Genomic DNA, 25,187 nt, shown 5'->3' with positions numbered 1-25,187 from the left:
AAAATGAACACATCCGCATTGATCCGCCCGGCCTGGACGCCGGCGACCATCGCGCTGATGGTGATCGGCTTCATGGTGTTCTGGCCGCTTGGCTTCGCCATGCTCGCCTACATCATCTGGGGCGACCGGCTTGACGGCTTCAAGGGCGACGTCAACCGGGCCACCGACGGCATCTTCGCCGGCTGCCGTCGCGGTTCCGACAAGGCCGCGCGCTGGGGCCACGGTTCGGCCCGCACCGGCAATGTCGCTTTCGACGACTGGCGCGAGAAGGAACTCGAACGCCTCGCCGAAGAGCGTCGCAAGCTCGATGAGATGCTGAGCGAGTTCGATGAGTACGCCCGCGAATTGCGCCGCGCCAAGGACCAGGACGAGTTCGACCGCTTCATGGCCAACCGCAACAAGTCGACAGCGCCTGCGAAGACAGGCTCGGCCGAAACGGCCAAGCCCGCGACGCCCAAGCGCAAGGGCCCGAACCTGCTTGACGACTGAGGCTGCGCGCATGACCCCGAAAATCGAAACCGATTTTCGGAAAGGTTCATGCGCCGAATTAGAGTGCTACAGCGTCCTTTGCGCGTCAGAGACGCGCGGCGCTCTAAGACAGGCCTTGGCATGATGGACGGCGTCGCGCGAGCGGCGCCGTTTCTTTTTTGTTCTGGTCGTTTTCCTCGAATCGCGTATCGTTCAGCCATGTCCTTCGGCTTTTTCCGCAACCTGACCAAACCAAAACCCTCGCCTGTCGAAGAGCGAGAGCACGTCGTTGCCGGCCGCACACTGCCGCTCAGGATCGTCGAGAGCGCCCGCGCACGGCGGCTGACGCTGCGCATTGATTCGGGCGGCCAGGGGCTGCGCATCACCGTGCCGCCGGGCCTGCGCCGCGGCGAGGTGGAGAAATTCCTTCACCGCCACCAGGACTGGCTGGAGCAGCGGCTGGCCAAGGTCCCGACCCGGCCTCAGGTGCGCCCCGGCATCAAGATCCCGATACGCGGCGTCGCGCATCGCATCGTCCACGAACCGTCGAAACGCGGCACCGTCACCGTGTCGCGCGACGAGCGCGGTCCGCTGCTGATCGTCCATGGCGAGCGCATACATTTGCCGCGCCGCATCGCCGATTTCCTCAAGCGCGAGGCCAAGAAGGACATCGAGAAGCTGGTGGTCAAGCATACCGAGGCCATCGGCAAGCGCGCCAAGGCGATCCGCTTCAAGGACACGTCGAGCCGCTGGGGTTCCTGCACTTCCGACGGCAATTTGTCCTTCTCATGGCGCATCATGATGGCGCCGACGCCGGTGATAAACTACTTGGTCGCGCATGAGGTGGCGCATCTCAAGGAGATGAACCACGGCCCGAAATTCTGGAAACTGTGCGAGCAGCTCTGCCCCGACACCGACCGCTGCAAGGACTGGCTGAAGCGGAATGGTGGGGCATTGCAGGCGATTGTGTTCGATTAGCCTGCGCCAGCGCCGCGCTCAATCATCATTGGCCGCATTAAGCTCTTCAGGCCGCAGCCCTTCGTCGCCATGGCGCGGCCATGGCAGGAAATTCTGCTCGAACGCATCGCTGCCGAAATAATCCAGGACCCGGTGCGCTTCTGCCCCGTCGAAGGCGGCCTTTTGCATCAGATGCGCGATGACGTCGCGCGCTTGCGCGATCTTCTGCCTGAGTTCGGCTATGCTCTGGTCGGCCATTCGTCTGCTCCGCCTTGCTTCTCCCATCAATAGGTAGCGCCTTTGGCGTTGCCGGCAAACAGCATGCTTTTTCTCGACTCTTGGCCGGTTTCGTGCCAATCCCCGCGCCATGGCGCTCGATATCAAGATCTGCGGATTGAAGACCGATGATGCAATGGCCGCGGCATTGGCCGGCGGCGCCAGCCATGTCGGCTTCATCTTCTTTGCCAGGAGCCCGCGCTATGTCGAGCCTGCGGCAGCCGGCCGCCTGCGCCAGGCGGCAATCGGCAAGGCCAGGGCGGTCGCCGTGACGGTCGATGCCGATGACGCGTTCCTGGATGAGATCGTCGCAAAGATGCGCCCCGACATGCTGCAGTTGCACGGCACGGAGACGCCCGAGCGGGTGGCCGAGGTGAAAGCTCGCTACGGCCTGCCTGTCATGAAGGTGTTCTCCGTCAGTGAGGTAGCCGATCTCGAGCGGCTAAAGCCGTTCATCGGCGTTGCCGATCGCTTCATGTTCGATGCCAAGCCGCCAAAGGGCTCGCAACTTCCGGGCGGCAATGGCGTCGCCTTTGACTGGCGCATCCTGGCCGGCCTTGACGCCGGGCTCGATTACATGCTTTCCGGTGGGCTCAACGCCGCCAATATCGGCGACGCCCTGATATCAGCCAATCCGCCCGCGATAGACATTTCGTCGGGGGTGGAAAGCGGCCCGGGCGTCAAGGATCCGGCGCTGATCGAGCAGTTCTTCCGGGCCGTCAGGGCCGCGCGCGACGACCGCGCTGCCTGAGGCACTTCTTTCGAACCCGAGCATGTTCCGGAGAAGTGGGAACCGGTTTTCCGATAAGACATGCTCAGAACCAAGACCAGGAGATCGGCGATGAACAAGCCGGCGACACCCAATTCCTTCCGCACGGGACCCGACGAACAGGGCATGTTCGGCATCTTCGGGGGCCGCTTCGTGGCCGAGACGCTGATGCCGCTGATCCTCGACCTCGAACGGCACTGGAACGAGGTCAAGAACGATCCGGACTTCAAGGCCGAACTGACCGACCTGTCGACCCATTATGCCGGTCGGCCATCAAAGCTGTATTTCGCCGAAGGGCTCACAAAACACCTTCGTGAGGTTTCCTCGGCGAAGGGCCTCGGGGGCGGCGCCAAAGTCTACTTCAAGCGCGAGGATTTGAACCACACCGGTTCGCACAAGATCAACAACTGCCTCGGCCAGATCCTGCTGGCCAAGCGCATGGGCAAGAAGCGCATCATCGCCGAGACGGGCGCTGGTCAGCACGGCGTTGCCGCGGCCACGGTCGCGGCGCGCTTCGGCTTTCCCTGCGTCGTTTATATGGGCGCCACCGATGTCGCCCGCCAAAGCCCCAACGTCTTCCGCATGAAGCTGCTCGGCGCCGAAGTGCGGCCGGTGACCGCCGGTCACGGCACGCTGAAGGACGCCATGAACGAAGCGTTGCGCGACTGGGTCACCAATGTCGAGGACACTTATTACCTGATCGGCACTGCCGCCGGCCCGCATCCCTATCCGGAGCTGGTGCGCGACTTCCAGTCGGTGATCGGCATCGAGGCGCGCGCCCAGATCCTCGAACAGGAAGGCCGGCTACCCGACACCATCATCGCGGCTGTCGGCGGCGGCTCGAACGCCATCGGCCTGTTCCATCCGTTCCTGGATGACAAAGAAGTCCGCATCATCGGCATCGAAGCCGGCGGCCGCGGCCTTGACGGCATCGAGCATTGCGCCTCGATGAATGCCGGCGCGCCCGGCGTGCTGCACGGCAACCGCACCTATCTCTTGCAGAACGCCGACGGCCAGATCCTCGACGGCCATTCGATCTCAGCCGGCCTCGACTATCCCGGCGTCGGCCCCGAACATTCCTGGCTGCGCGATTCCGGCCGCGTCGAATATGTGCCGATCCTCGACGACGAGGCGCTGGAAGCCTTCAAGCTGACGACGCGCGTCGAAGGCATCATCCCGGCGCTGGAATCCGCCCACGCCATCGCGCATGCGGTGAAGATCGTGCCTGATATGGACAAGGACCAGATCGTCATCGTCAACCTGTCGGGACGCGGCGACAAGGATGTGCACACAGTGGCCTCGATGCTGGGCATGGAGATCTGATCATGGTGACCCGCATCGACCGCCGCATGGCAAAACTGAAAGCCGAGGGCCGCCCGGCGCTCGTCACCTATTTCATGAGCGGCGACCCCGACTATGACACCGCTTTGTCGATCATGAAGGCGCTGCCCAAGGCCGGCGCCGACATCATTGAAATGGGCATGCCGTTTTCCGATCCGATGGCCGATGGACCGGCGATCCAGGCCGCTGGCCTGCGGGCGCTGAAAGGTGGCCAGACCCTGGTCAAGACGCTGAAGACGGCGGCTGATTTCCGCGCCACCGACAATGAAACGCCGATCGTGCTGATGGGCTACTACAACCCGATCTACATCTACGGTGTCGATCGCTTCCTCAAGGACGCCATCGCCAGCGGCATTGACGGGCTGATCGTCGTCGACCTGCCACCGGAGATGGACGAAGAACTCTGCATTCCGGCGCTGAAGGCCGGCATCAACTTCATCCGCTTGGCAACGCCGACCACCGACGACAAGCGCCTGCCCAAGGTGCTGCAGAATACGTCGGGCTTCGTCTATTACGTGTCGATGACCGGCATCACCGGCTCGGCTTTGGCCGACACCGGCAAGGTTGCCGCCGCGGTCAAGCGCATCAAGGGCCACACCAATCTGCCGGTCTGCGTCGGCTTCGGCGTCAAGACCGCCGAGCAGGCGCGCATTATCGGCGCCAATGCCGATGGCGTCGTCGTCGGCACCGCGATCGTCAACGCGGTCGCCAATGTGTTGGGACCGAAGGGCGAGAAGACCGCCGACCCGGCCGAGGCCGTCGCCACCCTGGTCAGCGGACTGTCTCAGGGCGTGCGTTCGGCCCGCCTTGCTGCTGCCGAATAGTTTCCCTACTTAGGCCTTGTGCAAGTCGTTATCCCAAAACCGGTTCCCACTTTTGGGCGACATGCACGAGCCAACTCTTCGTCAGGACAGGAGCCGAAGCGATGAACTGGATCACCAATTACGTTCGCCCGAGGATCAATTCGATGCTCGGTCGGCGCACCGACATGCCCGAGAATCTCTGGATCAAGGATCCCGAGACCGGCGAGATGGTGTTTCACAAGGACCTGGAATCCAACCAGTTCGTCATCCCGTCATCGGGCCATCACATGAAGATTTCGGCCAAGGAACGGCTGAAATTCTTCCTCGACGACGGCAAATACGAGCAGCTTGAGAACCCCAAGGTCATGCAGGACCCGCTCAAGTTCCGCGACGAGAAGCGCTACACGGACCGGCTGAAGGACGCCAAGGCCAAGACCGGCCTGGAAGACGCCATCATCAACGCGCTGGGCACGGTCAAAGGCCTGCCGGTTGTGGTGACGGTGCAGGATTTCGCCTTCATGGGCGGCTCGCTCGGCATGGCCGCGGGTGACGCCATTGTGCACGGTTTCGAGGTCGCCTTGCAGCGCAAGCGGCCGCTGATCCTGTTTGCCGCCTCCGGTGGCGCGCGCATGCAGGAAGGCATTCTGTCCCTGATGCAGTTACCGCGCACCACGATCGGCGTCGACCGGCTGAAGGAAGCCGGCCTGCCATACATCGTCGTCTTGACCAACCCGACCACCGGCGGCGTTACCGCCTCCTACGCCATGCTGGGAGACGTCCACATTGCCGAGCCCGGCGCGCTGATCGGCTTTGCCGGCCCGCGCGTCATCGAGCAGACCATCCGGGAGAAACTGCCGGACGGTTTCCAGCGCTCCGAATATCTGATGGAGCACGGCATGGTCGATATGGTGGTGTCGCGGCTGGAACTGCGCGAGACGATTTCACGGCTGTTGAAAATCCTGCTCAAACTGCCGCAGGAGCAAAAGCCGCTGGAGCCGGAAATCCTGCCGCCGTCGGTCATCCCGACGGAAGCCCGCCCGCAAGCCTGACGCGACATTTCTGGCCGCAAACCGCGATTGCGTGCACCTGCGCGCATGCGTAGGATTCGCTCATGACAACGCTTGCCGCAGATCGTGAAATCGAAGCCCTGATGGCGCTGCATCCGAAAGGCTTCGACCTTTCGCTCGACCGCATCACAAGGCTGCTCGAACGCCTCGGCAATCCGCAGGAGCGGCTGCCGCCGGTCATCCATATCGCCGGCACCAACGGTAAGGGCTCGTGCGCGGCCTTTTCGCGCGCGCTGCTCGAAGCCGGCGGCCACCTTGTCCATGTCCACACTTCGCCGCATCTGGTGAACTGGGCCGAGCGCTACCGGCTGGCGGCCGAGGGCGGCGGCCGGCTGGTCGACGACGAGACCTTCGCCGAGGCCATCGCCCGCGTCGCCCGGGCCAATGCCGGCCAGAAGATCACCGTCTTCGAAATCCTAACCGCCGTCACCTTCATCCTGTTTTCCGAGCATCCGGCTGCCGCCGCCATCATCGAGGTCGGCCTTGGCGGCCGCTTCGACGCCACCAATGTCGTTGCCCGGCCGGCGGTGTCGGTGATCATGCCGGTGTCGATGGATCACGAAGCCTATCTCGGCGACCGGGTCGAACTGATCGCCGCCGAAAAGGCCGGCATCATGAAGCGCGGCTGCCCGGTGGTCATCGGCGCGCAGGAGAGCGAGACGGCGCTGCAAGTGCTGATCGAAACCGCCGAGCGGCTGGATTGCCCGACCTTCGTCTACGGCCAGGATTTTCTCGCCTTCGAGGAAAACGGCCGCATGGTCTATCAGGATGAGGACGGGCTGATGGACCTGCCGCCACCGCGCCTGCCCGGGCGCCACCAGTTCGCCAATGCGGCGGCAGCGATTGCCGCCGTCAAGGCCACCGGTTTCGAAATCAGTCATCGCGCCACTGAGAAGGCGATGGCGAGCGTCGCATGGCCGGGCCGCATGCAGAAACTGGTACAGGGCCGGCTGATGGAGCTGGCGCCCAAGGGCGCCGACATCTGGCTCGACGGCGGCCACAATCCGGGCGCCGGCATGGTCATTGCCGAGGCGCTGGCCGAGCAGGAGGAAAAGAACCCGCGGCCGCTGTTTCTGATCTCCGGCATGATCAACACCAAGGACCAGAGCGGCTACTTCCACGCCTTCAAGGGCCTGGCTCGGCACGTCTACACCGTGCCGGTGAGCATGAGCGATGCCGGCGTGCCGAATGACGAGCTGGCGGTGCGGGCGACCGAAGCCGGCCTCACGGCCGAACCGGTCAGTTCCGTCGCAAGTGCGCTGATGCTGCTGCGCGACACCTGGGACGGGCCGGCGCCACGCATCCTGATCGGCGGGTCGTTATATCTCGCCGGCGCGGTGCTGGCCGAGAACGGCACGCCGCCGACCTGAAGCTATTCACTGCGAGGAGCCGAACATGATCAAGGTCAAGCAGCTCGCCCATGTCTGCATCTTTGCGCACGACCTCGAAGCGACGCGAAGCTTCTACCGCGACGTGCTTGGCCTCGACACCCGGTTCAATTTCCTGCGCGACGGCAAGATCTTCGGCTTCTACCTCAATTGCGGCGGCCGCAGCCATGTCGAGGTGTTCCAGAAGGACGGCACTGCATATAGCGAGCAGAACCAGATCAATCATTTCTGCCTTGAGGTCGAAGATCTAGACGCGGCGATCGCCCACATCAAATCGAAGAGCATCGACGTTACCGCCAAGAAGCACGCCTGCGACGACACCTTTCAGGCCTGGATCCGAGATCCCAACGGCGTGAAGATAGAGCTGTTCGAATACACCGCAAAAAGCGCGCAATTCGCCGGCGGCGACCGCATCGCCGACTGGTGAGCTGTGTTGGTGTCGACGAGGATCAAAGCTCCGGCCCTGTATGGACCTTGCGGCTTTTCCGGATGATTTCTTCCAGATCGATATCCGCGCCACTGCTTGCCGTCAGGCGGGAGTAGAAGGTGGACGCCGGTTCTCGCCCCGCCTCCCGAATCTCATAGGATTCAAGCGCGCGTTCGACGATATCCGCTATCGAGCGGTTTTCGCGATGAGCAAGACGATGCGCAAGATCTCGTGCTTTTGCGCTGCGGACGGAAAGCCGGGGTTCGGCCATTTCAAAATACCTTCGAGAAAATATATCCCCCATTTAAACTAGGACGAGCCATCAAGATGGCAGAGGATGGCAAGCCATCACCTTAGCTCAATCTCGATGAAGGCATACTCGCCGTCATTGGCGCTGATGACGTCGTGTTCGACGCCCTCCTTTCGGAAATAGGGCGCACCCTTCTTCATCTCGGCAAAACTCTCGCCGTCCTTGGTCACCAGCTTCACCTTGCCGTCCATCAGCGGTACCACGACATAGTCGTGGCCGTGGCGATGCCAGCCGGTGTTGTCGCCGGGCTGGAACCGATACTCGGTGACAATAACGCGCTCGTTGTCGATGAAGACGGTGGCCTTGGCGGATCCGGTCATTCTGTCTCTCCTGTCCAGCCTCAAGCAAAAGACATGGAGCCTCCAGGCGCGAGTGCCAGAGAGGTCAGGCGATAACGCCAAAGAAAAGCCCGGCGCGAGGGCCGGGCTTAACGTCAGAAACTCCTACAGGATCAGGCGAGGCTGCCATTGATCCAATGCGACAGCGCGGTCTTCGGCGCGGCGCCGACCTTCATGTCGGCGACTTCGCCGCCCTTGAAGATCATCAGCGTCGGGATCGAGCGCACGCCGAATTGGGCGGCAAGCTCCGGGTTCTCGTCGATGTTCAGCTTGGCGATTTTGATCTTGTCGCCGAGCTCATTGGCGATCTCTTCCAACGACGGACCGATCATCTTGCAGGGGCCGCACCATTCGGCCCAGAAATCCACGACGACGGGCTGCGAGGCGTTGAGCACATCGGCCTGGAAATTGCTCTTGTCGACCTTGACGGTGGCCATGCGAAATCCTTTCGAAATTTATCTCGCACCAAATGTGGTGGTTGAGCAGCCCTTCTTCAAGCAGAACTTGTGTCACGCTCCCGTGAGTCGGGCAAGGGCGTCATCCATCGCCTGCGCCGGCAGTTCGATCAGCCTCGGCGCCTCGGTAAACAGCAGAGCCGCCGTCACCGCGCGGCCGGGGTAAAGCGGCTGGAGCAGCGCGCGGTAGAGCGCCAGCTGCAGGATATAGGCCGGCGGCACCTGGGCCAGGCCTGCGGGCGCCGGCCGGTTGGTCTTGTAGTCGACGATCGATACGCGCTCGGGCGTCACCGCCAGCCGGTCGATCTTGCCCGAGATCGAGCGCAGTCTGCCTTTGACTTCGAGGCTGCCCATGACCGCGACTTCAGCGCGTGACGAGGGCGAAAACAGCCCGGCAAAGCGAGAATCTCCGAGGATCGCCATCACCGAGGCCAGCGCCTTGTTACGCTCGGCCTCGGGCCAGTCGGCGCCGGCTCGAATGAGATACTGCGCCGCCGCGCCTTGCCGTTCGTCTTCGGCAAAACCGGGCAGCATCTGCAGCAGCTTGTGCAGCGCCAGCCCGCGCATCACGGCAAAACCGGGCTCCGCTTCGCTGTCCAGCACCGGCGAACGCGTATCGACGACCGCCTCCTTGCCCTCGTCGATCAGCGCCGAAGCGCCAGAGGGCGATAGCGGGCGCGGCAGTTCTTCATAAGGCGGCAAAGGGCGAAACAGGTTTGCCGGCAAGAACGGCAGAAGCGGTTGCGGCAGCCGCGCCTCGTCGGCGGCTGCCAGCGCCACCGGCGGCAGCTTGGTGATGACGAAGCGGTGCACCGGCTCGCTGCTGGCGGGGTGGCGGAGCTCGGTGCTTTCGGGTGCACCTGTCAGCGCGCGGCTGACGATCGAATGCCAGGTGCCGGTGCTGGGCTGACGCTTGCCGTGATAGCCGCAGACGATCAGCCGGTCCTCGGCGCGTGTCATGCCGACATAGAGCAGCCGCCGGTATTCGTCGTCGGCAAGCTCCCGCGCCCTGGCCGAGGCCGCCTTGGAGAAGCCGTTGGCGACATCGGCGGCCGAGCGCCAGAGATAGCCCTTGCCGTCGAAATTGCGGCTCGAAGCGTCGAACGGCATCAGCCGCGGCAGATGCTGGTCGCTGAACGGCGCCGACCCGCCATCGACCAGGAAGACAACAGGCGCTTCCAGGCCCTTGGCGGCGTGCACGGTCATCACGCGGACCTCGTCGCGCAACTGGTCCATCTCGCGCTTGATCTCCGGACCGGTGTTCTCCAGCGTCGCCAGAAAGGCCTCCAGCCCCGGCAGTCCGGTGCGTTCCTCGGCCAGGCAGAAACTCAGGAATTCGTCGAGGATGTCGCCGGCTTCCGGTCCAAGCCGGGCGATCATCTTCTTGCGCAGGCCGTCGCGCGCCAGCACCCCGGCGTAGAATTCGAACACCGGCTGGAACGCCGCCTCGTTGGCCCAGCCGTCGAGCCGGGCAACGACATCGGTCAGCGCGGTATTGTCGCCAGCATGCTGGCGTAGTGAGGCGATCAGCGATGTTCCGGCTGGCCGTCCGGCGCCAAGCGTAAAAAGCGTCTCCTCCGACACGTCGAAAACCGGGCTGCGCAGCACGGCGGCGAGCGACAGGTCATCCTGCGGCTGGATGAGGAAATGGCCGAGTGCGATCAGGTCCTTGACCGCGATATGGCCGGGCAGGCTCAGCCGGTCGGCGCCGGCGACGGGAATATCGCGGTCCTTCAGCGCGCGCGACAGCGCATGGACGAAGCGGTCGCGCTTGCGCACCAGCACAAGAATGTCGCCGGCCCTCAGCCTGCGTCCCTTGCCCTCGATGATCTCGCGGTCCTTGAGCCAGGTCTGGATGGTCGCAGCCACATGCTCGGCCACCCGCACAGCCGGCGCGCTGGCATGGTTGACCGGCAGCGTCCAGTCGTCGGGCTCCTCGACGGCGTCAGCGCCGAGCGACGGCCAGACCTCGACATAGCCAGGCGCGTCGTTGCGGATCGCCTTGTGGTCGAGCGGATCGGGGTCATGGCTGATGCCGCGCCGCACGCCCGGATCGGCAAAGACGCGGTCGACGGCGGCAAGCAAGTCGTCGGTCGACCGGAACGACCAGGTCAGTTTCAGGTCGGCAAACGAAGCATTGGCGGCGTTCACGCGTCCGGAAAACAAGAGCCGGCTGTCGGCGAAGGAATCCGGCGCGGCACCCTGAAAGGAATAGATCGACTGCTTTTCGTCGCCAACGGCGAACACCGTGCGATTGGTCGTGCCGCGCTGGCCGTGGCCGGCAAAGAACTCCTCCGCCAGCCGCTTCACCACCTCCCATTGGTCGGGGCTGGTGTCCTGCGCCTCGTCGAGCAGGATGTGATCGATGCCCTGGTCGAGCTTGTACTGCACCCAAGGGCCGGCATCGGGCCGCGCCAGAAGGTTGACGGTGCGGGTGATGAGGTCGTTGAAATCGAGAAAGCCGCGGCTGCGCTTCAGGCGCTCGTACCGCACGATCAGCCAGTCGGCTATGGTCAACGCCGCGACCGTGCCTTCCAGCATCCGGAACAGCGCCAGCCGGTCGGAGACGTCTGTTATCGACTTGACGGCCGCCAGATAGCGCTCGGGAAGGTCGGGCAGCCGGCCGAGCAGCGCCTTCTTGAACAACTTTGAGGGATCATAGGGGTCGCCATCGGCCTTGAGAAAGGCTTTGCCGAGCATCTGCAGCCGGCGGGTCGGGTCCGTCTCGGCAAAGGCCAAGCGGGCATAGGGCAAGAGATTGTTGAGCACGGTGCGGGCGTCGGCGGCCTCGGCGGCACTGGCGAACACTGCAAAGAAGTCCGGCAGGAAACCCGGCAGCGGCCATACCGATGCCGCTATGTCTTCGGCGCTCTGCCCGGGGCGAAAATGGAATTCGTCGAACAGGGCCTGAAAGCCGCCGCCGTCGCGCCGGACCGCATCGATGAAGCCGCGTAAGCCGTCGCGCTTGCGCACGATTTCGGCGAGCAGCGCATCGAGTCCGTGTTCGCCGCCGCGCTCCAGCACGGTGGCAAAGGCCTCGGCCAGTCCGGTGTCTCCGGCTGACGTGCCCGAAATCATGTCGCGGCGGGCGCCAGCAAACAGCGAGGCCTCCATCTGCGGATCGAGCATTTCGAAATGCGCCGGGATGTTGGCCTCCAGCGGAAACTGGTGCAGCACCGATTCGCAGAAGGCGTGGATGGTCTGGATCTTCAGCCCGCCCGGCGTTTCCAGCGCTTCGGCAAACAGCCGGCGCGCCCGCCGCATCGTGTCGCGGTCGGGTCGGCGGCCGTCCACCGCCTCAATCTTTGTGGCAAGCTCGGCATCGCCGAGCGCCGTCCATTCCGACAGGGTCGAGAACACGCGGTTCGACATGTTGGCGGCGGCCGCCCGCGTATAGGTCAGGCACAGGATCTTCGACGGATCGGTGCCGTTGAGCAGCAGCCGGATGACGCGCTGGGCCAGCACATGCGTCTTGCCCGAGCCGGCATTGGCGGACACCCAGGCCGAGTTCTTCGGGTCGGAGGCGCGCGCCTGGCTGGAGGCGGTTTCGCTGGGGATGGGATAGGCTTTTTTCATGCCTCCCCCGCCTCGTCATCGCTGTCGCCGCCGGCCGACCATTCGAGCACGCGCGCCAGATGGTCGTAATCGCCATCGCTCTCGCCCTCGCGAAATGGCAGCGCCCGCGACAGATAGCCGGTCGTCGGATCGGCATAGTGGACCAGCAGCTTTTCCAACCGCGCCCAAGCCTCCTCGGCGAGGTCTTCGGCGGTCCGAGGCTGGCGGTTGTAGTCGAGGATGGATTCCTCGAACACTTCGCCATTCGGCTTCAGCCGCACGAATGCGAGCTGGGAGGGCTCGCGCGCGCCAAGCCCCTTGAAGGCGCCGCGCCGGAGCAGCGCCCCTTCGAGCGCCAGCTGTGGCGCCAGCAGCGTGTGGGCCTGCGCCTTGGACGGGGACGAGCCGGTCTTGTAGTCGAGAATGTCGGCCATGTCACCGGCCAAAAGGTCGACGCGGTCGGCATAGCCGGACAGCGTCACGCCGGTGCGGCCGACAGCGGTCTTTTCGGCACGCTCCTCGGCATGCCGCCGGGCGACGGCGGGAGCGCGGCCGCGCTCCCATTCGATGATGTTGGCGGCAAGCTTTTCGAAGCGCGGCCACCACACAGCCTCGACATCGGCGGGCAGGGCGATCTCGGCAAAGCAGGTCCGGCCGGCAGCGATGAGGCGTTCCAGAGCTTCGGGCGCGCGGGGATCCGCCACCTCTGTCGAGAACAGATGCAGGATGTCATGAAACAGCGTGCCGCGCTCGGCCGCGCCGGGGTCGCGGATCACCGGCTCGAGCGGCAGAAGGCTCAGAATACGCTTGGCATAGACCGCATAGGGGTCGCGGCGCAGCGTCTCGATCTCGGTCACCGAGAAGTGGGTGGGCCGCATGCTCAGCGGCGGTTTCGGCTGCGGTCGCGGCGCGAAATGCTGCCGCTCGCCGGCATCGAGCGCGCGCGCCCAGGCAAGCAATTCGTCGCCGCGTCCGCGCAGTGCGGCTGCAGGATCCTTGCCGATGAAGGTGAGGATGCGCTGCAACCAGCGCGACGGCACCGCCGGTGCGTCGCTGGCGCGGGCGGAGCGCGTCAGCACCACCTTTTTCGCCCCCATCGCCATCTGGAAGTCGTGGGCGGCAAGGCCGATGCGCCGCTCCGGCGGCTCGAGATCGATGCCGGTCTTCATCAACCGCGACATGAAGCGATCGCTTTCCGGCTTGCGTGGCCACACGCCTTCGTTCAGCCCGCCAATGACAAGCGTGTCGACGCTCTGCAGCCGCGCCTCCAGCGCGCCCCATATCGCGATGTTGCGGTCTGTGCCTTGCCCCGGCTTGACCGTTTCCGGTGCTACCAGCGCGTCCATCACATCAGGCCATTCGTCGGCCGGGAAGTCGAACGATGCAGACGCGGCGACCACACCGCGCAGCAGCTCGGCGAGTTTCTCGCCGGCGTCGCCGGCATAAAATTCAGCCAGGCTGCCCTCCGCCGTGCGGCCGAGATTTTCCAGCGCGGCGACGCTCGCTCTGGTCAACGCGACGAGATCGGCGTTCTCTTCACCGCGAAAGGCGGTCAGCGGCGCCAGTGCCGTCACAAGCCGGCTCAGCATATCGCGGGCATCGTCGATGCCGCGCCCGCTCAGGCGCGAAAACCAGAAGGGCTGGCGCTTGTCCCCGCTCAGCCCGGCGAGACGCTCCTCGAACAGTGCTGGCAAAGAGGCGATGTCGGGGCGTCCGGTGCCGCCGCGCAGCGCCACGAGTTCGATGAGCTCGGCGGCACGGCGCACGCCGGTGCGCTCAAGTCCGAGCCCGAGCAGCGGATGCTTGAGCAGCGACAAAAGGCCGACGGGATCGCCGGGCCGGAATGCCGCTTGAAGTGTGAGCCGCAGCAGGCTGGCTGCAGGCGTGTTGGCGAGCGGCGTGCCGCCGGAATCGTCAGCGATCACACCGAAGCGCAACAGCTCGGCCGAGACGCGCCGCGCCAGCCCGCGGTCGCCGGTAACGAGCGCTGCCCTGTGCCCCGGCTGTTCCACGGCGGTTTTCAGCGCGATGGCGATCGCCGCCGCCTCGTCGCGTTCGCTGGCGGCTTCGACCAGCGTCACGTCGGCGAAGGCCTCGGCGATGTCTACGGCGTTGAAGCATATGCGGGTCTCGGCCCATAATTCCGTGGTCTCGGCCGGCCGCAGCGCCTCGCCGACAAGGGCCGCGCGGAGCGCCAGTGCGGGCTCGGCGGAGACCACTTCCTCGACATCGCCACGCAGCACGCCAATCTTGCCGATCAGCTTGGCCATGCCGTATTGCGGGTGGCCAAGCAGTGCCGGCCGCGCACCGGGCGCCCCAATCGCGGCAAAAGACGGTTCGTCCAGCATCCCATCGAGCCCGGGCAGCACCACGGCGCCGTTGGGCAGGCTGGCGACCGTGGCAAGCAGTTCGGCCGTGGCGGGAATAGAGCCCGTCGAGCCGGCGGCGATCACCGGGCCTTTGGGCGGGTTGCGTTCCAGCCGCTTCGCCTCGCGCCGGATCAGCGCATTGCGGTGCGCGGCCGGGTTGGAGCGGTCGCGCTCCTCCAGCAATTTCGGCCAGGCCTCGGTGACGATACGGAGGAAATCGAGCGTCACAAGCCACCATCCGGCAAGATTGCCGGTGACCAGATCGGCAAGCCTGGTCCAGTCCGTGCCTTCGGTTTCGATCTCGTCCATCAGCCGGGCGAGGTCACGCGCTAGCCAGATCGCATCGGCGGCGGAGGCCGGCACGACGATCTCTTCGTTGAACATATCAAGGACATGCGCCGGCAAGGTGCGCTTCCAGGCCCGCACCAGCGGCGCCAGTAGCAGCAGGCGTTCGATGGCTGCGATCGGCGGCGCCATTTCAAGCTCGGTCGGCGTGCCGGGGTCGAAGGCGGCTTCGTCCTCGTCGAACTCTCCGAGCGGGCGGATGACCGGCAGGATCGCCGAACGGCGGCTCCCTCCCGGTCCCGAAAGCGCGTCGACAAAAGCGCCGCGCAGCGCACGGGCCGCGCGCCGTGTCGGCACATAGATGGTGACATCAGCCAGCGCCAGCGGATCGCCGTCGAACCGGAAGCCGGGCACCAGCCGTCCGGCCAGCAAGGCCTCGGCCAGAGTCGGCAGGAATGGCGCTCCGGGCGGGATCGAAAGAACGCGGCGCGCGCCGCTCATACCACCTTCGCGAGAGCTTCGGCGGCGGCCGCTTCCGCCTGCGGAATGGCGTCGGGAGTGCCGACGGTGATCCAGCTTCCGCGCATCTGCATGCCGAACAGACGGCCAGAGGCGATTGCCTCGTCGAAATGGGTGTTGAGCGAATGCGCCCCGGCCGGCGCATCCCTGAAGATGGCGGGATTGACGATTGCCGCTCCGGCATAGATCAACCCGGCCGGATCGCCTTTCGAGCGCCGCAGGCCGCCATCCGGCGCCATCAGGAAATCCGTGCCGACACCGTGTCCGGTGGCCGAGTCGAGATCGGTAAGCATCAGCAGAATATCCATTTTCGCGCCGTCCCATGCAAGGGCAAGGCGCTCGAGGCTGGGCTGGCCGCTGTCGATCCAGAACGTATCGGCGTTGATGATGTAGAAGGGGTCGCTGCCCAGCAGCGGCAATGCCTTGACGATGCCACCCGCCGAATTCAGCAGTGCGTCGCGCTCGTCGGAAATGACGATCTTTGGCGCCCGCCTGTGGGCGATATGGGCGACGATCTGGTCCGGCAGATAGTGCACGTTGACGATGGCTTTCTCGACGCCGGCCGCTTCGAGACTGTCCAGCCCCCAGTCGAGCAAGGTCCTGCCGGCTATCCGCACCAGCGGCTTCGGCATGGTGTCGGTGATCGGCCGCATGCGCTTGCCAAGACCAGCCGCCAGCACCATCGCTGTGGTCAAGGTCACGGGAGCCGTTCCTCCAGCAGGCCATGTGCCATGTAAAACTCCTTCAGCTGAGCCAGCGCCGGGTGCGCCAGCGCCCGCCTGAGATAATCGCGGATGCGCGGCAGGTGTCGGAGATAATAGGGCTTGCCGTCGCGCTTTTCGAGCCGCACGAAAATGCCGAGGATCTTTGAATTGCGCTGCGCCGCGATGATCGCATAGGCCGCGCGGAAGGCGTCCTCATCGAAGCCGACGGCGGCGTGGCGCGCAGCGACATAGGCGTCCACGGTCCGCTGCTCGATATCGGGCGAAACGGTGACGCGGGCATCCATGGCCAGCGACGCAACATCATAGGCCGCCGGACCCATCAGCGCGTCCTGGACGTCGACGATGCCGAGGCGGTCGTGGCCTTTGCGGTCACCGCGCCAGATGATGTTGGGCGAATGGAAGTCGCGCAGCATCAGCGTGTATTCCTGTGTGTCCAGCCGATCGAGAACCGCGTTCCATTCCCTGTGATAGCCGGCGCGTAAAGCCTCGCTTGCCGGGCTGCCGGTCACCATCGGCACATACCAATCGACCAAGAGATCGGCTTCGATCAGCATGGCGTCGCGATCGAAGGGCGGCACCTCGTGGAAGACGCCTGGGACGGCTTCCATGCGCTGCAGCCAGGTCTTGCCATGCATCATGGCCAGCAATTCGGCTGCTGCCGCGTAGCGCTCGGCCACCGGCTCACCATTGCCGTCGAGAAAACCTTCCGAGCCCAGATGCTCCAGCAGCAGAAACCCTTGCTCGAGATCCTCGGCATGGATTTTTGGGACACTGACACCTTGCGCCAGCAGCGCCTTGTCGATGGCGACGAAGGCGGTGACCGACTGCGCCGTGTGGGCGATCACGGCATAGGGCTTGCCGTCGCGCACCGGCGGCCCCAGCACCAGCCGCGGCGAATTCATCAGCACGCGCGGCGCAAGGCCGGCGCGCGAGACGATCTCATAGGAGCGCGCCGAGGCGTCACCGACGAAAAAGCGCCGCGCGGCGTCGCCCCAGCCGGCGGTTTCAAGGAAATCACGCATTGCCAGCGATCGCGCCACGCGTTCGAAGGCAACGCCTTGGCCCGACAGTTTCGCCAATCGTCCTTCGTCCTGATGGATGAGTTCGATCCAGATCGACGTCCTCGGAAGAGCGGCCACCGCTCGTTCCGGCCACTCGACCAAAGCAGCCCCTTGCAGCAGCGCCTCGTCGAAACCCAGCTCGTCCATCTCGCCGGCCGAGGACAGGCGATAGAGATCGAAATGGTGCACGGGGATGCGCGTGTCGTAGCTTTGCACCAAGGTGAAGGTAGGGCTCGGCACATCGAGGCCGGCATCATCGGCCAGCGCCCTGATCAGGGCCCGCGCCAGCGTCGACTTGCCGGCGCCGAGATCGCCCTTGAGCGCCAGCACGTCGCCCGGCCGCAGCGCCATGGCCAGGTCCTCGCCGAACCTTGCGGTCGCAGCCTCGTCGGCGAGAAAACGCTCCAGCATAACAACGGTCATCGAGCCCGCTACTCGGCCGCGGCGCGGATGCCCGACGGTGCATCGGGGAAGGTGCAGATGACGGTGGTGCCCTTGTCCTTGCCGGTCTCGATGCGCACGCTGCCGCCATGCAGTTCGACAAAGCTCTTGACGATCGACAGGCCTAAGCCCGCGCCGCGCCGGCGTCCGCCATTGGTGCGCGGCTCGAAGCGGCGGAACACCGAATCGAGCAGGTCCGGCGGCATGCCGGGGCCGTTGTCATGGACGGAGAATTCCACGCCTTGCTCCAAATGCCGGCAGGCGAGCGTGATTGTGCTCGCCTCCGGCGCGTAATTGGCCGCGTTGCTGAGCAGATTGTAGAGGATCTGGCGAACCCGGGTCTCGTCGCCGTGAAAACTCTTCGGCGCCGCAGCGGCATCGATCCGAAGCTTGATCGAATGCTCTTGCAGCCGGTCGGCGACCAGTTCGGCCGCGGCCTCGATGGTGCGCTCGACGCTTACTTCCGAAATGTCGAGCTGCATGATGCCGGCGTCGACGGTGGCGAGGTCGAGTATGTCGTTGACGATGGTGAGCAGCACCGAGGATGACGAGCCGACATGCTCGACATATTCGCGCTGCTTTGGGCTGAGCGGCCCGGTCGCCGGCAGCGACAGAAGCTCGGTAAAGCCGATGATGTTGGTCAGCGGCGAGCGCAGCTCGTAGGAGACGTGCTGCACGAACTCGTTCTTCAGCTGGTCGGATTTCTGCAGCGCTTCGTTCTTGTCCTTCAGCGCGCGCTCGACATTGACGCTGTCGGTGACGTCCACAAAGGTCATCATCACCTGGCCGTTGGGCAGCGGGATGACGGCGTAGCTGAGCACTGTGCCGTTCTTCAGTTCGGTCTGGCCATGGCGGTCGCGGCGCTCGTCGTCGAAACCGGTGATGGCGGCGACGAACCCGCCCCACGGGCTGTCGACGGCGCGCTGGTCGCTGAGATCGCGGATCGCCGAGACATGGACGTTGGGCTTGATCACATCCTGGCTCAGTCCCCACAGCGCGACAAAGGCCGGGTTCGACAGGCGCAGCCGCCCATCGGGGCCGAACACCGCGACGCCTTCGGCCAGATTGTCGAGCGTTTCGCCCTGGACCCGCACCGCCGTCTGGTAGCGGCTTTCCAGGTCCATCTTCTCGGTCAGGTTCTCGAACACCCAGGTCACGCCGCCCTTCGGCTGCGGGTTGGCCACCACGCGGATGGTCTTGCCGTCGGGCAGATGCCACCAATGCTCTTGCGATTCCACCGCGCGGTAGGCGCCAAGCAGGCCTTCTTTCCAGCGCCGCCATTCCGGCTGCTCGGCGATCTTGCCTTCGCTGCGCAGCCGGTCGAGCAGCAGGGCATTGTCGGGCGCGCTGTGCAGGAAGCCAGGGTCCAGCCCCCACAGTTTCTGGAACGCCTGGTTGAAGAAGCGCAACTTCTCGTTGGCATCGAAGATCGCCACCGCCGTGTTGAGCTGGTCGAGCGTGTCGGCATGGCTGCGCACCGTGCGCTCATATTCGCCGCGAATGGTTTCGGTGGCGCTGGTGTCGCAGGCAAGGCCGGCCGAGCCGTCGGCACCGGCGAAGTCGGTGACGGCGAACACGCGGCGGTCGCCCTCGATCACCGTCGACAGCGTCTGTTCGAAGATCGGGCGCGATTTGTGCTGCGCGGCGATCTGTTCGCGCGCCTGGGCGCCGAGGAATTCCTTGGCTTCGCGCACCGCGGTCTCGGCGTTCGGTGCCTCGACCGCTCCGGCATAGGCACGGTTGACCCATTTCAGCCGCCCGTCGGTGGCGCGCAGCCAGGCCGGCATCGGCAAGGCGTCGAGCAGGCCGATCATGGTCTCGTAGTCGGCGGCCAGCCGCTGGTTCTCGATCTTCAGCCTGGCCTGGCTTCGCTGCGTCTCCGACAGCGAGACGAAGCGCACCAGCACATGCGCGGCGCTCTTGCGGCCATGCACTTCAAGCGGCGCCCCGGCCTGCGATTCGATCACGAGATCAAAGGGTTTCGCTTTCTCGCGCAGACCAGCGACGGCATTTTCGAGCGCCGCCGCCGAGCGCGGCATCAGCCAGCGGCCGAAGGCGAGGAAGGCTGCACGGTCGTCCGGCGCACCGCTTTCCAGCGGCAGCGTGCCGATCAGCTCCGGCTTCTTGTTCTCGGACGCCCAGACGATGACGCGCTGGTCACGCAGATTGAGCAGCGCCTCGGAGCGCTGCAGCGCCGCATTGATGTCGGCAATGCGGGCTCTGAGTTCGACATTCTGCGCCGAGGTGCGGGCTCTTTCGCGGATCAGGAAGATGGCCGAGACCAGTGCCGCGCCCATGACGCCGACGAACATGGCGAGCTGGATGACTTCGACCGCGCTGACCGACAGTCCGGCCTTCTGCGCAATGGCCGGCTCGGCATGGGCGGCAAACGAGGTGAGCGGGCCGGCAAGAGCTGAGGTGGCAAGAAAGCCGGCGGTGCGGGCGCCAACGCGCCTCTTCAGGCCACCGCCTGTCGTGACGGAGCCATTGCTATCGGAATCGTCATGGCCGCCGGAAACGGCCGATCCCGCGCGAGGCGGGTTTTCCCCCGGCATGCCTTGGTCCTCTTCGCCGCCTGAATGCAAGACCGCCTAGATCAGGATCACGTTTGATGGAAACGCCCTTCTGACCTAACTCTTTTCTAAAGAGCATGATCTTTTCCGAAAACCGCTTCCCACTTTTCGCTGACGCGGTCCTTCGGTTCGAATCATGCTCTCGATGCGTACGCCGGCCTCGTCCCCGGCCCACGAATCAGCACAATAGCGCGTGCTGGAATCGGCGTGAAGAATCATCCGCGCAAAAAAGAAGCCGGGCGAAAAGTCAATCGCCCGGCTTCAATATCTAGTGGTAAACGCCGCTTTGGCTAATAGCGGTAGTGTTCCGGCTTGAACGGACCCTGCGGGGTCACGCCGATATAGGCGGCCTGTTCGCCGGAAAGTTCGGTCAAGCGGGCTCCAAGCTTGTCGAGATGCAGACGCGCCACCTTCTCGTCGAGGTGCTTGGGCAGCACATAGACCTGGTTCTGGTACTGGCCGGGCTTGGTGTAGAGCTCGATCTGCGCCAGCACCTGATTGGTGAACGAAGCCGACATCACGAAGCTCGGATGACCGGTCGCGTTGCCGAGGTTGAGCAGGCGCCCCTCGGACAGCAGGATCATCCGCTTGCCGTCCGGGAAGGTTATCATGTCGACCTGCGGCTTGACGTTGGTCCATTGCAGGTTGCGCAGCGACGCGACCTGGATCTCATTGTCGAAGTGGCCGATATTGCCGACGATCACCATGTCCTTCATCGAGCGCATGTGGTCGAGGGTGACGACATCCTTGTTGCCGGTGGTGGTGATGACGATGTCGGCGGTTGGTGCGGCATCTTCCAGCGTGACGACTTCAAAGCCGTCCATCGCCGCCTGCAGCGCGCAGATCGGATCGACTTCGGTGACCTTGACGCGGGCGCCGGCGCCCTTGAGCGAAGCCGACGAGCCCTTGCCGACGTCGCCATAGCCGCAGACGACCGCAACCTTGCCGGCCATCATGGTGTCGGTGCCGCGGCGGATGCCGTCGACCAGCGATTCCTTGCAGCCATATTTGTTGTCGAACTTCGACTTGGTGACCGAGTCGTTGACGTTGATCGCCGGGAAGGGCAGCAGGCCCTTCTTCTGCAACTGGTAGAGACGGTTGACGCCCGTCGTCGTCTCTTCGGTGACGCCGCGAATGGCTTCCTTCTGCTTGGTGAAGAAGCCGGGTGAGGCCTTCAGGCGCTTCTTGACCTGGGCGTAGAAGTATTCCTCTTCCTCGCTCTGCGGGTTGGACAGCACGTCCTCGCCGGCCTCGGCGCGGGCGCCGATCAGTATGTACATGGTGGCGTCGCCGCCATCGTCGAGGATCATGTTGGAGAGGCCGCCATCGGCCCACTGGAAGATCCTGTCGGTGTAGTCCCAATACTCCTCGAGCGACTCGCCCTTGACGGCGAACACCGGGATGCCGGCCTCGGCGATGGCTGCGGCCGCATGGTCCTGGGTCGAGAAGATGTTGCACGAGGCCCAGCGGATATCGGCGCCAAGCGCCTTCAGCGTCTCGATCAGCACCGCAGTCTGGATGGTCATGTGCAGCGAGCCGGTGATGCGCGCACCTTTCAACGGCTTCTTGTCGCCGAATTCCTCTCGGCAGGCCATCAGGCCCGGCATTTCGGTTTCGGCGATATCGAGTTCCTTGCGGCCCCAGCCGGCAAGCGAGATGTCGGCGACCACATAGTCCTTGCTACCTGTCATGGCAGTGCTCCGGTGTGATTTGTCTTCAGAATGCGCCTGCGCCACACGGCGCGTCGAAGGGCGCGGAATGCCGGCCTGACTAGCAGATCGCCGCCAAGACGACAATGGGATATAAAGAAATCTTTATGCGCGTATGTGTTTTACGGGGATGCATGCCGCCCAAAAGTATCCCGCGGTTTTGGGACAACGGCGTTCAAAGCAAAAACTTCAGCACTCTTCGCCGAAGCGCGAGGCGACCAGCTGCTCCAGCGCGTCCATCGCCGCTGCGGCTTCAGCGCCGCTGGCGGTGACGCGGATCGAATAACCGGGGCTCGCCGCCAGCATCATCAGCCCCATGATCGAGGTGCCGCCGACCTTGAGACCATCCTTCTCGACATGGACGGTGGCGTCGAAGCCGCTGGCGACCTGGACGAACTTCGCCGAGGCGCGCGCATGCAGGCCGCGCTGGTTGACGATCGGGAACTCGCGCACGATCTCACCGGGCGACAGCGCGTTCATTTGCTGCTCAGCAGCTGACTTGCGACGTTGATGTATTTGCGCCCCGCGGCCTGCGCCTCGTCGAGCGCGGTCGCCATGTTGTCGCCCTTGCGGATCGACGACAGCTTGATCAGCATCGGCAGGTTCATGCCGGCGATGACCTCGGTGCGACCGGATTCCATCACCGAAATGGCGAGGTTGGAAGGCGTGCCGCCGAACATATCGGTCAGAACGATGACGCCGGTCCCGGTGTCGACGCGGCCGACGGCGTCGACGATATCGCGCCGACGCTGCTCCATATCGTCATCGGCGCCGATTGCCACGGTTTCGAAATTGTCTTGTGGCCCCACGACATGTTCCACGGCATGGCGGAACTCGGCGGCCAGTTGACCGTGCGTTACAAGCACGAGTCCGATCATTCTATGGTGGCTCCCGTCATCGCCGCTTCACAGGCGCTTTTTATGCTCGCCGGCCATCCCAGGCGGCGGGAGCGCTATCTTGTCGACGCGCGGCGCGTTGACAAGCCCAAAATTGCGTCGGCCATGGCCAATTTGACGCATTGCAGCAAAAAACCGGCGGCGGATCATACGAAAGGCGCAATCGCCAGCCGCGCCATTACCGCCGGCAAAGCCGCAGTGACGTTGCGCTGAACGAGGTCGATGCGCGGCACCACACAGCCGGCAATGGTCGCGCTCGACTCTTCCTGGAAACGCTCCACAGCGTTTGCGGCAACCAGCTGGATCGTAAGGTCGATGACCCCAACAGGTTGGAACAAAAGCGGCTTCGGACCAAGTCCGGGCACCTCTGTGAGGCCGGCGATGCTGGCGGGCGCATGGCAGACCAGCCGCCCGAAACGCGCCGCGACAAACAGCTGGTCGTCGCCGATCAGCCGCGCAAACAGCCCGAGCCGGCTGAAATGGTCGATGAGCGCCAGCGCCAGCGTTGTCTTGCCCGAGCCGGACGGCCCGGTGATCAGGACGCCCCGCTCGCCAATCAGGATTGCGGTGGCATGGATGTTCTCGGGTTTCGCGGTGGGATCGGGCATGCGCAGCCGCGATCAGCCTTCGGCCGGCAGCGTAACGACGAAGCGCGCGCCCTTGATGTCGCCGGGCTTGGTGCCGGGGATGTTCTCGGCGGTCAGCGTGCCGCCATGGGCTTCGACGATCTGCCTGGATATCGACAGGCCAAGCCCTGAATTCTGGCCGAACGCCTCGCCGGCCGGGCGGTCGGTGTAGAAGCGCTCGAAGATGCGGTCGATGGCGTCGGCGCGGATTCCGGGGCCGTTGTCGTCGACGGTGACGATGTTGACCTTGCCCGAGCGTGCCAGGGAAATGGCGATGTGACCGTGGTCCTCCGGCACGAAGGAGCGGGCATTCTCGATCAGATTGGTGATGACCTGGCCGATCCTGAGATCATGGCCGGTGACGAAATAGCCTTTGACGCCTTGCGGCAGCTTGGCGGCCTTGAATTCGATCTCGACAGCCTTTTTGTTGCGCGTCGCTTCGCGCGACACGGCGACGAGATCGGTGATGAATTTCTTCAAATCGACCGTGGCGGCATCCTCACGCGCCAGTTCGGCGTCTAGGCGCGAGGCATCGGAAATGTCGGTGATCAGCCGGTCGAGACGCCGGACATCGTGCTGGATGATCTCCATCAGCCTGCCGCGTGAATTGTCGTTCTTGGCCAGCGGCAAGGTCTCCACCGCGCTGCGCAGCGAGGTCAGCGGGTTCTTCAGCTCGTGCGAGACATCGGCGGCGAAGCTTTCGATCGCCTCGATGCGGGCATAGAGCGCATTGGTCATGTCGCGCACCGCGACCGACAAATTGCCGATCTCGTCCTGGCGGTCGGAAAAGTCGGGGATCTCCTCGCGGCTCTTGACGCCGCGCCGCACCCGCACTGCCGCCGCCGATAGGCGGCGCAGCGGATTGGCGATGGTGGATGCGAGCAGCATCGACAGGATGGCGGTGACCAGGGCGGCGATGCCGAACACGCGCAAAATAGCCTTGCGTTCGGCGGCGACGATCTTGTCGATGTCGCCGCCTTCCGTCGACAGCATCAGCACGCCGAGGACGGCACGGAAGCGCTGGATCGGCACCGCCACCGAAACGATCTGCTCGCCCTGTTCGCTCACCCGCACGATCGTCGATGGACTGCCGGTCAGCGCCTTGACCACTTCCGGGAAGGCCGCACCGTTGCCGCCGGGCTGCTCATGGTAGACGGGCAGGTCCTTGTTGCGGAAGAAGTCGAAGACGAATTTCTGCACGCGCTCCAGCATATCCGGCTGCTCGTCCTCGACCGGCGGCAGGTCGTAGCGCAGGATTTGGCCGCGCGAATAGAGATGGCGCGAATCGAGCAGCAGATTGGCGTCGCGGTCATAGATGCGGGCCCGGGTGCGCGTCGGCGAAATCAGCCGCCGCAGCACCGGCGCGACGCGCTCGGGATTGATCGGGAAATCCAGATTGTCGAGCTGGTCGGAGCCCGGCCCCAGGCTTTCGCCGGCCTGCAGTTCAAGCAGTTTTTCTGGATCGATGCTGATCGAATCGGTCTCGACCGTCGCCGACGCGGCAATGGCGCCGGCGATGATCTCGCCCTGCGTCATCAGGCTTTCGACGCGGGCGTCGATCAGCCCGTCGCGGAAGGTGTTGAGATAGAGGATGCCGGTGACCAGCACGGCGAGACCGGCCAGGTTGAGGAACAGGATGCGCCGGGTCAGGCTGGAAAAGATGTGGTGGCCGAGGAAGCGGCGCATCGGCACCGTCAACCTCAACAGGAATGCGGGCAGAATCCGCGACCGCCTGACAGCGCTCGTTCGTCTGCTCCGCTGTACATCCACTGCCATCGAATAGCAGCTCCCGCCTAGTCTTTGGTTTTATGCATGTCGTCGTCCCAAAA

The 25,187-nt window shown here is 64.6% G+C and carries 22 protein-coding genes; 8 read left to right on the top strand and 14 right to left on the bottom strand.

What is annotated here, in order from left to right; translation table 11 throughout:
• Window positions 1–3 precede the first annotated feature (3 nt).
• A complete protein-coding gene (locus NKJ57_RS11010) occupies window positions 4–489 on the top strand; it encodes a DUF2852 domain-containing protein (protein ID WP_352510649.1) in 486 nt (161 codons plus the stop codon).
• Between the two features lie 198 nt (window positions 490–687).
• Window positions 688–1,446 carry a M48 family metallopeptidase gene (locus NKJ57_RS11005; RefSeq protein ID WP_023702070.1) on the top strand — a complete coding sequence of 253 codons (759 nt, stop codon included), beginning with the start codon at window positions 688–690 and terminating at the stop codon, window positions 1,444–1,446.
• 18 nt (window positions 1,447–1,464) lie between these two features.
• Here NKJ57_RS11005 and NKJ57_RS11000 read toward each other — a convergent pair whose 3' ends face one another.
• On the bottom strand, window positions 1,465–1,683 hold the full coding sequence (locus NKJ57_RS11000; RefSeq protein WP_023672288.1) for a hypothetical protein: 219 nt from the start codon (window positions 1,681–1,683) through the stop codon (window positions 1,465–1,467).
• A gap of 109 nt (window positions 1,684–1,792) precedes the next feature.
• Between NKJ57_RS11000 and NKJ57_RS10995 the strand changes: the two genes are divergently transcribed.
• The 6 genes from NKJ57_RS10995 to NKJ57_RS10970 all read left to right on the top strand — a co-directional run bounded on the left by NKJ57_RS10995 (window position 1,793) and on the right by NKJ57_RS10970 (window position 7,496).
• Window positions 1,793–2,452 (top strand): phosphoribosylanthranilate isomerase, encoded by a 660-nt coding sequence (locus NKJ57_RS10995; protein WP_352510648.1) that lies wholly within the window; start codon window positions 1,793–1,795, stop codon window positions 2,450–2,452.
• A 90-nt stretch (window positions 2,453–2,542) separates the two neighbouring features.
• The gene (gene trpB, locus NKJ57_RS10990) at window positions 2,543–3,793 is read left to right on the top strand and encodes a tryptophan synthase subunit beta (RefSeq protein WP_023681393.1); all 1,251 of its coding nucleotides are present in this window, start codon (window positions 2,543–2,545) and stop codon (window positions 3,791–3,793) included.
• 2 nt (window positions 3,794–3,795) lie between these two features.
• On the top strand, window positions 3,796–4,635 hold the full coding sequence (gene trpA, locus NKJ57_RS10985; RefSeq protein WP_023693067.1) for a tryptophan synthase subunit alpha: 840 nt from the start codon (window positions 3,796–3,798) through the stop codon (window positions 4,633–4,635).
• Between the two features lie 101 nt (window positions 4,636–4,736).
• The gene (gene accD / locus NKJ57_RS10980) at window positions 4,737–5,663 is read left to right on the top strand and encodes an acetyl-CoA carboxylase, carboxyltransferase subunit beta (RefSeq protein WP_023672292.1); all 927 of its coding nucleotides are present in this window, start codon (window positions 4,737–4,739) and stop codon (window positions 5,661–5,663) included.
• Window positions 5,664–5,725: 62 nt separating this feature from the next.
• On the top strand, window positions 5,726–7,051 hold the full coding sequence (locus tag NKJ57_RS10975; RefSeq protein WP_023672293.1) for a bifunctional folylpolyglutamate synthase/dihydrofolate synthase: 1,326 nt from the start codon (window positions 5,726–5,728) through the stop codon (window positions 7,049–7,051).
• 25 nt (window positions 7,052–7,076) lie between these two features.
• Complete coding sequence (locus NKJ57_RS10970) at window positions 7,077–7,496, top strand: VOC family protein (protein ID WP_023696003.1); 420 nt, start codon at window positions 7,077–7,079, stop codon at window positions 7,494–7,496.
• A gap of 22 nt (window positions 7,497–7,518) precedes the next feature.
• Here NKJ57_RS10970 and NKJ57_RS10965 read toward each other — a convergent pair whose 3' ends face one another.
• From NKJ57_RS10965 to NKJ57_RS10905, 13 genes are all read right to left on the bottom strand, one after another.
• Window positions 7,519–7,767, bottom strand: a complete 249-nt coding sequence (locus tag NKJ57_RS10965; protein ID WP_023696002.1) for a hypothetical protein — start codon at window positions 7,765–7,767, stop codon at window positions 7,519–7,521.
• A gap of 77 nt (window positions 7,768–7,844) precedes the next feature.
• Window positions 7,845–8,126 carry a cupin domain-containing protein gene (locus tag NKJ57_RS10960; RefSeq protein WP_023696001.1) on the bottom strand — a complete coding sequence of 94 codons (282 nt, stop codon included), beginning with the start codon at window positions 8,124–8,126 and terminating at the stop codon, window positions 7,845–7,847.
• Window positions 8,127–8,257: 131 nt separating this feature from the next.
• Entirely contained in the window at window positions 8,258–8,581 is a 324-nt protein-coding gene (gene trxA, locus NKJ57_RS10955) for a thioredoxin (protein WP_023672297.1), read from the bottom strand.
• A gap of 72 nt (window positions 8,582–8,653) precedes the next feature.
• The gene (gene addA, locus NKJ57_RS10950) at window positions 8,654–12,175 is read right to left on the bottom strand and encodes a double-strand break repair helicase AddA (protein ID WP_352510647.1); all 3,522 of its coding nucleotides are present in this window, start codon (window positions 12,173–12,175) and stop codon (window positions 8,654–8,656) included.
• The gene (gene addB, locus NKJ57_RS10945) at window positions 12,172–15,309 is read right to left on the bottom strand and encodes a double-strand break repair protein AddB (RefSeq protein ID WP_352510646.1); all 3,138 of its coding nucleotides are present in this window, start codon (window positions 15,307–15,309) and stop codon (window positions 12,172–12,174) included. The genes addA and addB overlap by 4 nt, the downstream gene beginning before the upstream one ends.
• Window positions 15,306–16,010 (bottom strand): nucleotidyltransferase family protein, encoded by a 705-nt coding sequence (locus NKJ57_RS10940; RefSeq protein ID WP_352510747.1) that lies wholly within the window; start codon window positions 16,008–16,010, stop codon window positions 15,306–15,308. The genes addB and NKJ57_RS10940 overlap by 4 nt, the downstream gene beginning before the upstream one ends.
• A 14-nt stretch (window positions 16,011–16,024) precedes the next feature.
• Complete coding sequence (gene tsaE / locus NKJ57_RS10935; RefSeq protein ID WP_352510645.1) at window positions 16,025–17,536, bottom strand: tRNA (adenosine(37)-N6)-threonylcarbamoyltransferase complex ATPase subunit type 1 TsaE; 1,512 nt, start codon at window positions 17,534–17,536, stop codon at window positions 16,025–16,027.
• Between the two features lie 8 nt (window positions 17,537–17,544).
• On the bottom strand, window positions 17,545–20,109 hold the full coding sequence (locus tag NKJ57_RS10930) for a sensor histidine kinase (RefSeq protein ID WP_023672300.1): 2,565 nt from the start codon (window positions 20,107–20,109) through the stop codon (window positions 17,545–17,547).
• A gap of 308 nt (window positions 20,110–20,417) precedes the next feature.
• Window positions 20,418–21,818 (bottom strand): adenosylhomocysteinase, encoded by a 1,401-nt coding sequence (ahcY, locus tag NKJ57_RS10925; protein WP_023681401.1) that lies wholly within the window; start codon window positions 21,816–21,818, stop codon window positions 20,418–20,420.
• 207 nt (window positions 21,819–22,025) lie between these two features.
• Complete coding sequence (locus tag NKJ57_RS10920; RefSeq protein ID WP_023672303.1) at window positions 22,026–22,316, bottom strand: HPr family phosphocarrier protein; 291 nt, start codon at window positions 22,314–22,316, stop codon at window positions 22,026–22,028.
• Window positions 22,313–22,714, bottom strand: coding sequence for a PTS sugar transporter subunit IIA (locus NKJ57_RS10915; RefSeq protein ID WP_023672304.1), 402 nt, complete (start codon window positions 22,712–22,714; stop codon window positions 22,313–22,315). The genes NKJ57_RS10920 and NKJ57_RS10915 overlap by 4 nt, the downstream gene beginning before the upstream one ends.
• A gap of 164 nt (window positions 22,715–22,878) precedes the next feature.
• Window positions 22,879–23,340 (bottom strand): HPr kinase/phosphorylase, encoded by a 462-nt coding sequence (locus tag NKJ57_RS10910; RefSeq protein WP_023710429.1) that lies wholly within the window; start codon window positions 23,338–23,340, stop codon window positions 22,879–22,881.
• Between the two features lie 12 nt (window positions 23,341–23,352).
• Window positions 23,353–25,134, bottom strand: coding sequence for a sensor histidine kinase (locus NKJ57_RS10905; protein WP_352510644.1), 1,782 nt, complete (start codon window positions 25,132–25,134; stop codon window positions 23,353–23,355).
• Window positions 25,135–25,187: the final 53 nt, after the last annotated feature.

The organism is Mesorhizobium sp. M0077, from assembly GCF_040322955.1.
Taxonomy (GTDB): Bacteria; Pseudomonadota; Alphaproteobacteria; order Rhizobiales; family Rhizobiaceae; genus Mesorhizobium.
This window is presented reverse-complemented; position numbering and strand designations above follow the sequence as displayed.